Below are 14,129 nucleotides of genomic sequence, written 5' to 3'. Positions count from 1 at the left end.
TTTCAGCCTGCAAAGATAGTGATTTTAAAGGGAGTTTCATAATAAAAAAATCTGCCAGGATTTAGGCAGATTTTTAATAATTTTTGTCAATTAATTGTTTTTTATGGATTGTTTCCCGTGGCTTCCTGAGCCAGAGGGACATCATTCGGTGTCTCCTGCAATGTTTTATCTAAAGTAAATAAAGACTCATCGGTAGCGCGGTCACCGCCTGCAATTTTCAATTTATCTATCAGGTTGGCAGCCAATGTTTCTTCTTCTATCTGTTCCTGTACAAACCATTGCATAAAATTCCATGTAGCCCAGTCTTTTTCTTCCAATGCGAGATCTACAATTCTGTAAATTGCTGTAGTATTGTCTACTTCATGTTTAAAGACTCCGTCAAAACAGGCTGTTAAAGATTCCGGATCGGCAGGCGGAGCCGGAATAGCGTCTACTTTTGGTTTCCCGCCTCTGTTCAGCACATATTCCATAAACTTGATAGAATGATTTCTTTCTTCCTGCGCATGTCTGTAAAGGAAATTGGCAATTCCCTGATATCCTTTATCATCTGCCCAGATCCCGTAAGACAGAAAAACGTGTGATGCATGAATTTCTTTGTTCATCTGATCACTCAATGCCTTTTCAATGGTCGGGGAAAGTCTGTTGGTATTCATAATGATATATTTTTGGTGATTATGGAAATATTAATGCAAAAATGGTTCCGTCCAGAGTTTATTTTTAACCATTTACTTTAAATTTCATTTACATAGAACTGATCTCCATTCATTTAAGCTAATAATTTATAGTTATTCTAAAATAAAAACCAGTTCTTTTCTGAACTGGTTTTCTTTATTTTCTTCACATTAGCCTTTTATTTAATTTTCCTTGCCATATAGTCGCTTTCATTTCCAAGCCTGTCTACCGCTTTTATGGCCACTGCATTTAGTTTTCTGCCGCCTTTAGATTTTGGTATATCCCTCGAAAGAGTGTCCAATGTAAGGATTTCTGTTTCCCAAATTCCGTTGTACTGAGTGAAAAGTATCCATTGGAAGACATTTCCTATACTTTTGCTACTCCAATTCGTTTGTACAAAACTTCCGTTATCCACTGTAAATAATGTTGGAGTCTGTAATGGAACTGCCTTTATCCATGGTGTTTTCGGAACTAATGCTTTTTCGCTGTATGGTCCGTTTTTCAGAGTAGGAAGCATGTCTGTATTTTTTGTTAATCCAGCGATGCTCCAATGAATTTCTCCGGCATCGTTCTTTAAAATCTGTCTTGAGATTTCAATCTGATTCTTAATTTCCGCAGGGCGGTCGGATACTTTGATCTCAACAGTATTAAGACCCGGCCAAAGATGGCGGTTCATTGTATTCTCGGATTTCCACCAGTCTAATAATGCTTCAAAGCCCTGACCTTTGGCATCGATCGGCCAGTACAGCTGCGGAGAGAAATAATCTACCCAGCCTTTATTCAGCCATAATTTGGCATCAGCATATAATTCGTCATATTGAGAAGAACCCACAATTCCTGCAGGATATCCGGGTTTCCAGATTCCAAACGGACTGATCCCGAATCTTACATAATCTTTCTCTGCATGAATCTCTTTGTAAATTCTCTCTACAAATTTATTGACATTATCCCTTCTCCAGTCTGCTCTGGATAAAGTTCCCCCGTTTCTCTGGTACTCATTCCACGATGCATTATCTGGAAAGTCCGCACCCCTGTTATAGGTGGCGTAAGGATAGAAATAATCATCAAAATGGATGGCATCAATGTCATATCTTTTCACAATATCTTTTACAACATTGGAAACGTGTCCCTGTGTTTTGGGATTGGCAGGATCGAACCAATACATTCCATTCTTTAGTCTTACCACAATATCAGAAAGCTTATTCACCATAGACAGGCTGTTTACAGCACCTCCGTTCGAATGGTGGGCACGGTAAGGATTTAGCCAGACATGCAGTTCCAAGCCTCTTTTATGTGCCTCCTCAATCCAGAACTGAAGGGGATCATAATTGGGATAAGGAGCCACTCCTGTTTCTCCGGTCAGAAAGTATGACCATGGCTCTATACTACTTGTATACAACGCATCGGCAGAAGGTCTGATCTGGAAGATTGCTGCATTGAAATTGTTATCTTTCAGCATATCGAGCATGCTTATAGCTTCTGCTTTCTGCTGATCAACCGTTAAATTATTCCTTGAGGGCCAGTTGATATTGGCTACACTTGCGATCCAGGCTCCGCGGAATTCTCTTTTAACCTCCGGAAGAACGGTTCTGAAATTCTCATCAGACGGAGGTACTGTTGTTACAGGTTTTACTCCCGCAACCGGATCTTTAGGCTTTATGGTATTGTTGTTAGGCTTTGCTGTATTTTTTGTTGGTGCTTCTTTTATTGTATTGTTCTGGACGGAGCAACTGGTATATGACGCAAAAATTCCGGCTAAAACAGTAAGCTTTATGATATTCATTCTCATCGTTTGCAAACTACTTTAAATTTATTTCTTCTAAGAGATTATTATGCCAAAATAAACATTTTAAGACATAGTGTAATAAAAAAGCCCCGAAAAATTCGAGGCTTTTCTAGTATATATAAGAATTTCTTATGCTTTCGCTGATCTGTCCATTCTTTTTCTTTCTTCTTCGGAAAGGATTTTCTTTCTCATTCTGATGAAGTTTGGAGTTACCTCAATCGCTTCATCACCCTGGATGTATTCCATACATTCTTCCAGTGAAAATAAGATTTTCGGTGCAACACCAGTATCTTTATCTTTTCCAGAAGCTCTCATATTGTTCAGCTGTTTTGCTTCTACAATGTTTACTACCAAATCTCCAGGCTTGTTTTGTTCACCGATGATCATACCTGCATAGATTTCCTCACCCGGATCCACGAAGAACTTACCTCTGTCCTGTAATTTAGCGATAGAATATTCTGTAGCAGGACCTTGAGTTTTGCTGATCAGTACTCCATTGTTTCTTCCAGGAATAGCACCTTTGAAAGGCTTATATTCTGTGAAACGGTGCGCCATAATAGCTTCACCAGCAGTAGCAGTCAACATCTGAGAACGCAATCCGATCAAACCTCTTGAAGGAATTTCGAATTCCATATGCTGCATTTCTCCTTTAGTTTCCATAATGTGAAGGTCACCTTTTCTCTGAGTAGCCAAGTCGATTACTCTTGAAGCAAATTCTTCCGGAACATCAACTACCAAAGATTCGTAAGGCTCACATTTTTCTCCATCGATTTCTCTAAGGATAACCTGTGGCTGACCAATCGTCATTTCGTAACCTTCTCTTCTCATTGTTTCAATTAAAACTGACAAGTGAAGAATACCTCTACCAAATACCAAGAAAGTGTTTGCATCATCAGTTTGTTCAACTCTTAATGCTAAGTTTTTCTCTAATTCTTTTGTTAATCTTTCTTTCAGGTGGTTAGAAGTTACATACTTACCATCTTTACCAAAGAAAGGTGAGTTGTTGATAGAGAACGTCATGTTCAATGTAGGCTCATCAATTGCAGTTCTTGGCAATGGTTCCGGATTTTCAAGATCTACGAATGAATCACCGATCTGGAAAGCATCAAAACCTACAACAGCACAAATATCTCCTGCTTTTACTTCTGAAACTTTTTTCTTTCCTAATCCTTCAAAAACATAAAGTTCTTTTACTTTTCCTTTTAAAACTTTACCGTCTGCCTGAGCAAGTCCGATCCACTGAGATTCTTTGATCTCACCTCTGATCACTTTCCCGATTGCAATTCTTCCTAAGAAAGAAGAAAAGTCAAGAGAAACGATCTGCATCTGTAAGTTTCCTTCCTCTACTTTAGGTTCAGGAACATATTGCAGGATACCATCCAATAATGGGAAAATATCTTCTGTCTGTTCTAATGAAGTGTTGAACCAACCTTGTTTGGAAGAACCGTAGAATGTTGGGAAATCAAGCTGTTCTTCAGTAGCCTCAAGGTTGAAGAATAAATCAAATACCTGGTCATGAACTTCTTCAGGACGACAGTTTGGCTTATCTACTTTATTGATAACAACTAAAGGTCTAAGTCCTAATTCCAATGCTTTCTGAAGTACGAATCTTGTTTGAGGCATCGGCCCTTCAAAGGCATCCACCAACAAAATAACTCCATCCGCCATTTTTAAAACTCTCTCTACTTCCCCACCGAAATCGGCGTGACCGGGAGTATCGATTACGTTAATTTTAACGTCTTTATAAGTAACAGAAATATTTTTAGATAGAATGGTAATACCTCTTTCTCTTTCAAGGTCGTTATTATCCATTATTAATTCTCCACTTTCCTGATTTTCTCTGAAAATGTTTGTAGCATGAATAATCTTGTCAACCAAAGTCGTCTTCCCGTGGTCAACGTGTGCGATAATCGCAATATTTCTAATGTTTTGCATGAATGATTTTTACGGGTGCAAAAATAGTGTTTTTTAATGAATAATGAGCAAGAATATAGATTAATTAACAAATTCATAATGAGAAATCTATGCAAGATCTTTTAAAAAATCGGGTAAAATAATATACGTCAAGTTCTGTCGCAGGCTGCATTTATCTTTGCTTCAGTAGATTTCCTGCAGGAAACACAATTTATTAACATCAAAAAACAAAAAAATGGCAACAATTGAATTAAATGATCCATTTACAGGTGAATGGACAGTTTTTGAAGAAGCTGTACATAAGTACTATGATGACGATAACGACCCGAATACTCCACTTCCTGAGATTACCACGGATGATTGCGATGGGATTATCTACAAAAAAATTGATAATAAGTATTACAGAAGAGTGTTGGTTGATGACACGGTAAATGTAAAGTGGTTTGGAGCTAAGGGCGATGGTGAAACAGATGACACAGAAGCGATAAAAAAAGCCATTAAATCTTCCCATTCGGTAAGATTCGACCGTGGTCAATATATCATCAATTCTACGATCGATATTCCAATGGAATTTTCAGGACTCAGCATTTCAGGAAGCGGCAGTGACATATGGGATAAAAACAGCACCATTCTTACAACGAAAACTTCAAATACGCTTTTTAAAGGTGTGGCAGGGCTAAATACTTTCAAAATTTCAAATCTTATTTTTGACGGAAAACATAATGCTAATGCTACTACATCAGGAACTATTGCCATGGATTTTACTGATGGCGGAGGATTAATTCTGGACAGAGTTGTGGTAAAAAATTTCTCTGAATATGGTTTATATTCTGAAAAAGGTATGTTAAGAATAGAAAACTGTTATTTCCGGGATAATAAAATTGGTGCTCAAATATATTCGGACAGTAGTATTTCCAATTCTGAATTCGCTGCCGGAGATATTCCTTTAAGACTGGTTGCCGGAGGTAACAGATTAGTCAATGTATGGTGTAATTCCGGAAAGATCTCATGCCTGGATATCGAACCTTTGAATACCAATACAGGTCATCAAAACACGTCTATCACTAATTTATATATTGGTGAAGTGGACAGCGGCCAAACCGAAGCATATGCTATTCGAATCAGGGGTAATGATGTTAAAAGAGTTCAACAGGTTCAGATCAGCAATTCATTCTTCGTTCATGCTGCCGGTGACTCAATAAACGGACTCGTGTATGTAGACAAAGCTGACGAAATTATTCTGAATGGTATCAATGTTTTAGGCAAAGGCCTGTATTCAACGGCAAATGATTATACCAGTCATTTTGTTAAAGGGATTAATTCCAATAGAATTACAGTTGCCTCAAGTGTAATTAATGGCATCAATAAAAATGTTATATATCAAGGGAGTAATTGCTATGATTGGGAAATATTTAACAATACCTTCAATAACTGTGGCGATCATATTGCCGTTAATGATGAGGGAGCAAATATTTACGTAGCTGAAACAATGGGAAGAACATCTGTGATCGGCAACAAGTTTTTAGTGGCAAGTGGAAGCTCTGTTCCATACGCTGCATATGTTTCCAGTATTGAAAGCTTAAACTGGGATAGCAATTTCATTTCTTATCCTAACGTCATCATTGTAAAAGACCCTACTTATACCAGCTCGCCTGAAAACAACTTTTCCGGTTCTTTTTATAGAAATGGAAATGATTTTAAAACAATAAACAAAGCAGCTTTGACAGCCAGTTCTTTTGATCATGGATTTGTACGTCCAAACAAAAACTTAAAGCATGCACAATTCTTTTACGATAATAATTACAGAAAGCCAATTTGGTACGATGGTCTGGATTCGACGTGGAAAGACAGCACAGGAACGGTAATATAAATCAAAATAATAAAATACTTCAGGAACACATGATCTTTGTAAAGTATCATATTTACGTAGCAACCTATTTGGTGATATCTTTGGTAAAAACCTGTCAGCAAAAGACGTTGGGAATTCGCAGGCAACCTCTATTGAAAACGAAAATGGATTCCTAGTGATTAAAATAACAGGATTTAACGAACCCAATCTTGGCTATATTATTCAGGGTAACGTACAACTTATTGTTTAATACAAAGCACCTCAATCGAGGTGTTTTGTAATTTATCACCTCAGGCTCTACTGTTCATATTTTACATCAGATAGGATTTTGGATCTGACCAGTATTCCAAAGCCAGTAAATAAGCCCGGCCTGAACCAAAACCACAAGTGCAAATTTCAATAAAAAAGACTTTTTCGAAATTTTATGTCTGAAAATAAGCATCCCTAAAACCGATCCTAAAGTTCCTCCTACAAAAGTCACTCCCAACAGTGTGCTCTCCGGAATTCTTCTTTTATGTTTGATTGAAAGCCTTTTGTCCCAGCCGAAAATAATGAAAGTAAAAAGATTTATTACCAACAGAATGTATATCATAATCATAGGGCAAAAGTAGTGAATTAAGCGGTGGCTTCCAGTAACATCATTCACCATAAAAAAAGCTGCCTTCCTAAGAAAGCAGCCCTGAGTATTTGTATCTAACAAATTATTTTTTAGCTTTTACATCAACAGCGATTTCGATGTCTTTGCTGATCATCCATTCTGCCGGATCTGCTTCTGAAGTACCGAATTTAATTCCCCAATCTGCTCTGTTTACTGTAAATTTAGCCTGAACAGAAGCTGAACCTTCAGCAACATCTACTTTAGCAGGGAAAGTTACGTTCATTGTTTTTCCAGATAAAGTAAGGTTTCCGCTTACTGTTTTGTTTGCTCCTGCAACAGCATCTTTAGGTGCTTCTTTCAGATCTGTAACACTTGTAATTTTGAAATCTGAAGTAGGATTCTTTGCTGTATCAAAGAAATCAGGGTTTTTCAAGTGAGCTTCAAGATCTCCCGGTTTTTTATCTTTTTCTGTTACTGAAGCAGGATCTACTTTAATAGAGTTCATATCGATCACGAAGTTTCCAGCAGTCAGTTGACCTCCTTCAACGCTTAAATCTCCTGATTTTACGTTAAGTGTTCCCCAACGAGGAGCCATACCTCCTTTGTGGAAAGCTTTCCAGTTTACCACAGAAGTAGCAACATCAACTGCTAAAACTTCACCTTTACTTTCTGCTACTTTCTGCTCTGTCGCAGTTGCTGCAGTATCTGCCGATTTTTCTTTTGTACACGATGCTGCAAGTAATCCTATTCCTACCAATGCAATTACACTAAGTTTTTTCATATTGTTTATTTGTTTAAAAATTTAATTAAATCTTAAATTTCAATTTTTCAAAAATAGAAAAACCATATCAATTATTATCTTAACATACATCAAGAAATTAAAAATTTCAGATTTTACTATTCACAGCTAGCATATGAAGGTGAAACAACCGATTCAGGATTTTAAAATTCATTAACTTTGTACAGGTAAAACTCTCATGATAACTCACAAAGAGATTACAATTTTGAGCCGTTTCAGGTTTGTCAGTGAACTATATCGAAAGAGTTGATAGAGAAATTACTCATCATTAAATCAATCAAAAAATATGAATCAACAGTTATTTGAAAAAGTAGATCAGTACATCGGTAATTTGTTTGCTCCGGAAGACAGTGTTCTTCAGGAAACTATTCAGTCTTTGGATGATGCTTCTATCCCCCAAATCAGTGTGACGCCCAGTCAGGGCAAGTTTTTGCAGTTGATGCTGCTTAGCTGTAAAGCCAAACGAGTTCTGGAATTGGGTACTTTAGGAGCCTACAGCACAATCTGGATGGCCAGGGCAATTCCTGCAGATGGTAAAATAATTACGGTAGAATTTGATCCTCATCATGCCCGTGTTGCCAGCCAGAATATTGCAAAAGCCGGGTATTCAGATAAAATAGATCTGCGAACCGGCAAAGCGATGGATATATTAAATGAACTTATTTCCAAAGGCGAAGAAGCTTTTGATTTTATTTTCATTGATGCTGACAAACCTCCCTATACCGAATATTTTGAATTAGCGTTGCAGCTTTCACATCCGGGAACGATTATTATTTGTGACAATGTCATCCGGGAAGGCAAAGTCCTGGATGAAAATACCACCGATGAAAAAGTGAAAGGAGTGCAGCGGCTTAATCAAATGCTGGCCAACAACCCAAAAGTTACCGCTACTATTATGCAAACCGTTGGTGCAAAAGAATATGACGGGATGGCAATCGCTATTGTCAATTAAATTTCGGCCAGTTCATTTTCTTTAACGAAGAATAAACATTTAAGGTGGGGCAACTCGCCTTTTTTTCATTCTAAAGCCTTATTTTAGCCTTCCGAAAACAAAATAATGACGACCGTAACATTTATACAGCAACAGCTTAATATATCCGAAAAAAGCATCAACAATACCCTACAATTACTGGCCGAAGACTGCACAATTCCATTCATTTCCCGCTACAGAAAGGATAAAACCGGGAACCTGGATGAAGTTCAGATCGAACAGATCTCAAAGATCAGCAAACAGTTTGAAGAAATTGTAAAGCGAAAAGAAAGCATTTTAAAATCAATTGAAGAGCAGAATGCCCTGACAGCAGAATTGAAACAGAGAATTGAGGAAAGCTTCGATATTCTGGAGCTGGAAGATTTGTATTTGCCCTTCAAAAAGCGCAGAAAAACAAAAGCAGATACTGCCAAGGAGAAAGGACTTGAGCCTTTAGCCAAAATTATTATGAGTCAGAAAAGTAATGACCTGCAGTTTCTTGCCTCTAAATACCTGAACACTGAGGTTCCATCGGAAGAAGAAGCGCTTCAGGGCGCAAGGGATATCATGGCGGAATGGATCAATGAAAATATGTATGTCCGTAAAAACCTTCGCCGCCTGTTCCAGCGCAAAGCAATGATTACTTCTAAAGTGGTGAAGGCTAAAAAAGATGAAGAGGATGCACAGAAATTCTCACAGTATTTTGAATGGGAAGAAAATCTTAACAGAACACCTTCTCACAGGCTTTTGGCAATGCTCAGAGCTGAAGCTGAAGGTTTTGTAAAACTTAATACAGGTATTGATAAAGAAGAGGCCATTGATTTTATCGAAAAAGCCATCATCAAATCCAATAATGAAAGTTCAGATCAGATTGTCCTGGCTATTAAAGACAGCTACAAAAGACTTTTAGAGCCTGCCATTTCTAACGAAGCTTTACAGGAGGCTAAAGAAAAGGCAGACAAAAAAGCGATTGAAATATTTTCTGAAAACCTGAGCCAGCTTCTTCTTGCCCCTCCTTTAGGCGAAAAAAGAATTTTAGCCATTGATCCCGGATACAAAAGCGGCTGTAAAGTAGTCTGCATTGATGAAAAAGGAGATCTTCTCCATAATGAAACCCTCTACCCTCACGCCCCACAGAATGAAAGCGGAATGGCCATGAAAAAGATCCGTTCTATGGTGAATGCCTACAATATTGAAGCAATCTCCATCGGAAACGGGACAGCAAGCCGTGAAACTGAGTTTTTCATTAAGAAAATTGCTTTTGATAAGCCCCTGCAGGTTTTTGTGGTTTCGGAAGCAGGAGCATCAGTATATTCTGCAAGTAAAATTGCAAGGGATGAGTTTCCTTCTTATGATGTAACGGTGCGTGGAGCAGTTTCCATCGGGAGAAGGCTGGCCGACCCGCTCGCGGAACTGGTGAAAATTGATGCCAAATCCATCGGCGTGGGGCAATACCAGCATGATGTAGACCAGACTCAATTGAAAAACGAACTTGATCTGACAGTTATGAAGTGTGTAAACTCTGTGGGAATCAACCTGAATACTGCAAGCAAATCACTTTTAAGCTATGTTTCGGGGATCGGTGAGAAAATGGCGGAGAACATTGTTAATTACCGAACTGAGAACGGCGCTTTTGAGGACAGAAAACAGCTTAAAAAAGTTCCGAGGCTTGGGGAAAAAGCGTACCAGCAGGCTGCAGCTTTTGTAAGAATTGCCAATGCCAAAAATCCGCTCGACAATTCTGCCGTACATCCTGAAGCTTATGGAATTGTAGAAAAAATGGCTAAGGACCTTGGCATTAAAACCAACGAACTGATTGCCAGCAAAGAAAAAACAGCTTTGGTAAAGCCTGAAGATTATGTGACAGAAGAAATAGGAATTTTAGGGATCAAGGATATTTTGAAAGAGCTTGAAAAACCTGGATTAGATCCCAGAAAAGCAGCTAAAGTATTTGAATTTGATCCTAATGTAAAAAGTATCCGGGATTTAAAGCCTGGTATGATTCTCCCCGGAATTGTCAATAATATTACAGCTTTCGGGTGTTTTGTAGATATGGGGATCAAGGAAAGCGGACTTGTCCATATTTCCCAGCTGAAAGACGGGTTTGTTTCTGATGTAAATGAAGTGGTGAAACTTCACCAGCATGTACGCGTAAGAGTGACAGAAGTGGATGAAGCGAGAAAAAGAGTGCAGCTGAGCATGATTTTATAGTTATCTGTAAATCTCAATAGTATAATCAAACAAAGTAATCATACATTGAACTATAAAAATTTAATTTTCGACCTGGACGGGACCCTTTGGGATTCCAGGGCCACAATTATCAAAATCTGGAATGAGGTATTAAATAAGCACCGGTTAATCAAAAAAGATTTAAAACCTGAAGATATGAATCAATATATGGGTTTGCTGGCCGATCATATTTTAAAAGATATGGTTCCCGGAATTTCCGATCAGCTGGTTCATGAGGTCCTTTCGGAAATCGTACAGGAAGAAAATAAGATTCTTCACCAATATGGAGGCATACTTTATGACGGTGTAGAAAAAACGTTGAAAAGCCTGACAAAGAACCACAGTCTTTTTATTGTCAGCAATTGCCAGGACGGATATATAGAATCGTTTTTAGCCTATAACAAATTCAGTGATCTGTTCGCCGACTTTGAATCTTATGGCCGTACAAAGAAGCCAAAAGCTGAAAACATTAAGCTGATTATGGAAAGAAATGATTTGAACCCTGAAAACACAATTTATATTGGTGATACGCAGACCGATTACAATTCTGCAAAAGTGAATCATCTTCCGTTTATTTTCTGTGGATATGGCTTTGGAAAGCTGGATATCTCTGAATATCAGCCTTCAATTTCAAAATTCCCGGATATAGAACTTTATCTTAGTTAAAATATTCAATCCTAAGAATTATAAACTTTGGACAAGAAACAAATAAAAATCATTAAAATATCTGAGCTTAAGGATAAAAGAATTATTCGCAGGGCAACCCGTCAATTTGATCAAATGGGTTATAGAATTTACAAATCTTTTGAATATGATTTTCCTTACGACCCCACCTATAAAGGCAACGAAAGTGAAAGACTATTTGCAAAACTTATCGATATATTGCCATTCTTTCTTACTTTTCTGTTTTTGTTTAAGAAAACACCTGTGATCAGTTTCCTGTACTCAATTCCCTGTGTTATTATTTGGGGAGCTTTGTGTGAAGTATTTTGGGGAACTACCTTCGGTAAAAGCATATTTAAAATAAAGGTGCTTGATGATTTTGGAAATTATCCTGGTCTAATATTATCATTAAAAAGAAATTTTCTGTGTCTTACAAATCTTTGGCCGGTATTTACAGACTACATCCCTCCAACAACCCATACATGGGAAAAGGAAACTACGCTGATGAATTTCAGCATGCATATGAATAACACAATCTGTAAAACTTATATTGTTAAGAAAAGTAAAATTGAAGAAATAAAAAAATTACTTTATCAGGAAAAAACAAAGGCTGCACAATAATCTGTACAGCCTTTACTCTTTAAGCTTGAAGACACATATTAATGTAATCTGACATCTGATATCTTTACTTAAAATCTTTAGAATTCCTTCTTGGCTCCTTTACTTCCGGCCATTTTACCGTTTCTCCTTTATCATCCTGAGGCAATACTCTTTTTTCCCTGCTCGTAAATTCAGGATCTTCCGATGCCATATAAGCCAATGCAGCCGTTAAAACCACATTATTTTTAACCTCATCAAAAACGATCTTGTCGTAGGTATCCTTCGTCGTGTGCCATGTGTAGCCGAAATATCCCCAGTTCAGAGAGCTTAAGGAAAAGCCCGGTACGCCTGCCGCTACAAATGATGCATGGTCAGAGCCGCCTCCGCCAGGCATTCCCGGGAAATCGGTTTTAATATGATCTCTCACGGTTTTAGGAACTCCGGTTAACCATTTCCCGATATAGCTATAAGAATCTACAAATCCCTGCCCGCTGATATTAATTACACGTCCGGTTCCGTTATCCTGATTGAATACTGCCTGTGTTCCCTTTATAATCTGCGGGTTGTCTGCTACAAAGCCTCTCGAACCGTTAAGTCCCTGCTCTTCACTTCCCCAAAGCCCAACAATAATAGTTCTTTTATTATTGGGGTAATATTTTTTTAGTATTCTCATGGTCTCAAGCATGGTAAGTGTACCCGTCCCATTATCAGTTGCTCCCTGAGCCCCATCCCAAGAATCAAGGTGGGCAGAAAGGATCACATATTCCTCAGGTTTTTCTTTTCCTTTAATGACGCCGATCGTATTAAAGTTTTTCGCCTCAGGAAGAATCCTGGACTGGGCCTCTACCCTGATCTTAGGTTTCGCCCCTTTTTCTGCCATTCTGTAAAGCATTCCGTAATCTTCCACATCAATGTCTATCATTGGGATTTTTGACGTTTTCGCTCCGAAAATCCTGTTCGCTCCCATAATCCCTGTCCAGTTGGAAATAGCAATTCCTGCTGCCCCTGCTTTTTCCAAAGCTTCCGGAAGTGTATTATTGTCATAGCCAATGTTTTTCACATAATCACGGAAGTCTTTTCCGGCCTGTTCTTTTTCTGCTTTCAGTTTTTCATACAGTTCCGGTGTGGCAAATTCTTTGATCTGCTCGTCTGAACGTCCGATCTTCTGATACTGTGCCATAAGCACTATTTTTCCCTTTGCAGAAGGAAGCCATGCATCGAATTCCGCTTTGGAGGAAACTTTTGGAAGCACCACCACCTCAGCTTCTACTGCTTTTTTAGTTGCAGGGCTCCACGCAAGCTGTGTTGCAGCCAATGATTTTACACGGGGGTATACCATATCTACGTGGGTAATACCACGCTGCCATCCTTTCCATGTTCCGAATTGCTGAAGGCTGGATTCTATTCCCCAGGAACGGAGTTTAGCCGCAGACCATTCATTGGCAGCCAGCATTTCAGGAGTTCCTACAAGACGCGGTCCTATACCGTCCAGAAGCTCATAAGCCATGTTTTCCAGCTGGGAATTATTATTGATTTCATCTACAAAGCTTTTCACAACAGGATCAAGCCTTTCTTTCGGATCTACTTTCACCTGAGCCCATGAGAACTGGGCGACCAGCATAACCGCTGGTACAGCAAAAAATTTATTTATCTTCATAACCTATATTGAATGCTTAAAGATAGCAGAATTTGCTTGAATACAGAAAAAAGTGCAGAAATAAAAGGATTAACTTACGAATTTTCCGGGCTGGCAGTTTTGATCAAAGCCTAAATTTGATTGGTTAAATTAAGGCAAAAAAAACCGGCTCAGTGAGCCGGCTTGGGAACGAATTATTTTTTAGCTTCTTCTACAGAAACTTTTCTGAATTCTTTGAACAGTTTGCTAAGTTCTAAAGCTGATTTACGAGCTCTTGTACCTGCAGCTTTGTTTCCTTTTTCTGCTTGTTGGTTAGCCTCAGTTGCGAACGCTTCGAATTCAGCGTTGATTTTTTCAATTAGTTCTTTCATTATTTTTAAAATTTAGGGTGCAAATATAGGTTTTATGGTAAT

12 protein-coding genes are annotated in these 14,129 nt (G+C 38.3%); 5 read left to right on the top strand and 7 right to left on the bottom strand.

What is annotated here, in order from left to right:
• Positions 1-101: 101 nt before the first annotated feature.
• The 3 genes from V6R96_RS07790 to typA form a co-directional block, all read right to left on the bottom strand.
• Positions 102-653, bottom strand: a complete 552-nt coding sequence (locus tag V6R96_RS07790; protein WP_111958336.1) for a ferritin — start codon at positions 651-653, stop codon at positions 102-104.
• A 197-nt stretch (positions 654-850) separates the two neighbouring features.
• Positions 851-2,455 carry a glycoside hydrolase family 10 protein gene (locus V6R96_RS07785; RefSeq protein ID WP_407934746.1) on the bottom strand — a complete coding sequence of 535 codons (1,605 nt, stop codon included), beginning with the start codon at positions 2,453-2,455 and terminating at the stop codon, positions 851-853.
• A gap of 132 nt (positions 2,456-2,587) precedes the next feature.
• Positions 2,588-4,393 carry a translational GTPase TypA gene (gene typA, locus V6R96_RS07780; protein ID WP_111958340.1) on the bottom strand — a complete coding sequence of 602 codons (1,806 nt, stop codon included), beginning with the start codon at positions 4,391-4,393 and terminating at the stop codon, positions 2,588-2,590.
• Between the two features lie 214 nt (positions 4,394-4,607).
• On the opposite strand from typA, the gene V6R96_RS07775 reads away from it, so the two are divergent.
• Positions 4,608-6,242, top strand: coding sequence for a glycosyl hydrolase family 28-related protein (locus V6R96_RS07775; protein WP_336378570.1), 1,635 nt, complete (start codon positions 4,608-4,610; stop codon positions 6,240-6,242).
• Between the two features lie 295 nt (positions 6,243-6,537).
• On the opposite strand, the gene V6R96_RS07770 is transcribed toward V6R96_RS07775, so the two are convergent.
• Positions 6,538-6,819 (bottom strand): DUF1294 domain-containing protein, encoded by a 282-nt coding sequence (locus V6R96_RS07770; protein ID WP_228452609.1) that lies wholly within the window; start codon positions 6,817-6,819, stop codon positions 6,538-6,540.
• 103 nt (positions 6,820-6,922) lie between these two features.
• Complete coding sequence (locus tag V6R96_RS07765; RefSeq protein ID WP_223559269.1) at positions 6,923-7,600, bottom strand: YceI family protein; 678 nt, start codon at positions 7,598-7,600, stop codon at positions 6,923-6,925.
• Positions 7,601-7,904: 304 nt separating this feature from the next.
• On the opposite strand from V6R96_RS07765, the gene V6R96_RS07760 reads away from it, so the two are divergent.
• The 4 genes from V6R96_RS07760 to V6R96_RS07745 all read left to right on the top strand — a co-directional run bounded on the left by V6R96_RS07760 (position 7,905) and on the right by V6R96_RS07745 (position 12,101).
• Positions 7,905-8,570, top strand: a complete 666-nt coding sequence (locus V6R96_RS07760; protein ID WP_336378569.1) for an O-methyltransferase — start codon at positions 7,905-7,907, stop codon at positions 8,568-8,570.
• A 105-nt stretch (positions 8,571-8,675) separates the two neighbouring features.
• Positions 8,676-10,799, top strand: coding sequence for a Tex family protein (locus tag V6R96_RS07755; RefSeq protein WP_336378568.1), 2,124 nt, complete (start codon positions 8,676-8,678; stop codon positions 10,797-10,799).
• A 45-nt stretch (positions 10,800-10,844) separates the two neighbouring features.
• Positions 10,845-11,483, top strand: coding sequence for an HAD family hydrolase (locus V6R96_RS07750; RefSeq protein WP_336378567.1), 639 nt, complete (start codon positions 10,845-10,847; stop codon positions 11,481-11,483).
• Positions 11,484-11,597: 114 nt separating this feature from the next.
• Complete coding sequence (locus tag V6R96_RS07745; RefSeq protein WP_336378566.1) at positions 11,598-12,101, top strand: RDD family protein; 504 nt, start codon at positions 11,598-11,600, stop codon at positions 12,099-12,101.
• Positions 12,102-12,165: 64 nt separating this feature from the next.
• Here the strand turns inward: V6R96_RS07745 and V6R96_RS07740 are convergent, their stop codons facing one another.
• Both V6R96_RS07740 and V6R96_RS07735 read right to left on the bottom strand, forming a co-directional pair.
• On the bottom strand, positions 12,166-13,737 hold the full coding sequence (locus V6R96_RS07740; RefSeq protein ID WP_336378565.1) for a M28 family peptidase: 1,572 nt from the start codon (positions 13,735-13,737) through the stop codon (positions 12,166-12,168).
• Between the two features lie 173 nt (positions 13,738-13,910).
• Positions 13,911-14,087, bottom strand: a complete 177-nt coding sequence (locus V6R96_RS07735) for a histone H1 (RefSeq protein WP_040994607.1) — start codon at positions 14,085-14,087, stop codon at positions 13,911-13,913.
• Positions 14,088-14,129: the final 42 nt, after the last annotated feature.

This window comes from Chryseobacterium sp. CCNWLW53 (assembly GCF_037083525.1).
GTDB classification, from domain to species: Bacteria; Bacteroidota; Bacteroidia; order Flavobacteriales; family Weeksellaceae; genus Chryseobacterium; species Chryseobacterium lathyri.
This window is presented reverse-complemented; position numbering and strand designations above follow the sequence as displayed.

Excerpts from the sequence above, each read along its gene's own strand:
- V6R96_RS07755 (WP_336378568.1), top strand. The coding sequence starts at position 8,676 with ATGACGACCGTAACATTTATACAGCAACAGCTTAATATATCCGAAAAA.
- typA (WP_111958340.1), bottom strand. The coding sequence starts at position 4,393 with ATGCAAAACATTAGAAATATTGCGATTATCGCACACGTTGACCACGGG.
- V6R96_RS07760 (WP_336378569.1), top strand. The coding sequence starts at position 7,905 with ATGAATCAACAGTTATTTGAAAAAGTAGATCAGTACATCGGTAATTTG.
- V6R96_RS07770 (WP_228452609.1), bottom strand. The coding sequence starts at position 6,819 with ATGATTATGATATACATTCTGTTGGTAATAAATCTTTTTACTTTCATT.
- V6R96_RS07765 (WP_223559269.1), bottom strand. The coding sequence starts at position 7,600 with ATGAAAAAACTTAGTGTAATTGCATTGGTAGGAATAGGATTACTTGCA.
- V6R96_RS07735 (WP_040994607.1), bottom strand. The coding sequence starts at position 14,087 with ATGAAAGAACTAATTGAAAAAATCAACGCTGAATTCGAAGCGTTCGCA.
- V6R96_RS07790 (WP_111958336.1), bottom strand. The coding sequence starts at position 653 with ATGAATACCAACAGACTTTCCCCGACCATTGAAAAGGCATTGAGTGAT.
- V6R96_RS07740 (WP_336378565.1), bottom strand. The coding sequence starts at position 13,737 with ATGAAGATAAATAAATTTTTTGCTGTACCAGCGGTTATGCTGGTCGCC.
- V6R96_RS07745 (WP_336378566.1), top strand. The coding sequence starts at position 11,598 with ATGGGTTATAGAATTTACAAATCTTTTGAATATGATTTTCCTTACGAC.
- V6R96_RS07785 (WP_407934746.1), bottom strand. The coding sequence starts at position 2,455 with ATGAATATCATAAAGCTTACTGTTTTAGCCGGAATTTTTGCGTCATAT.
- V6R96_RS07775 (WP_336378570.1), top strand. The coding sequence starts at position 4,608 with ATGGCAACAATTGAATTAAATGATCCATTTACAGGTGAATGGACAGTT.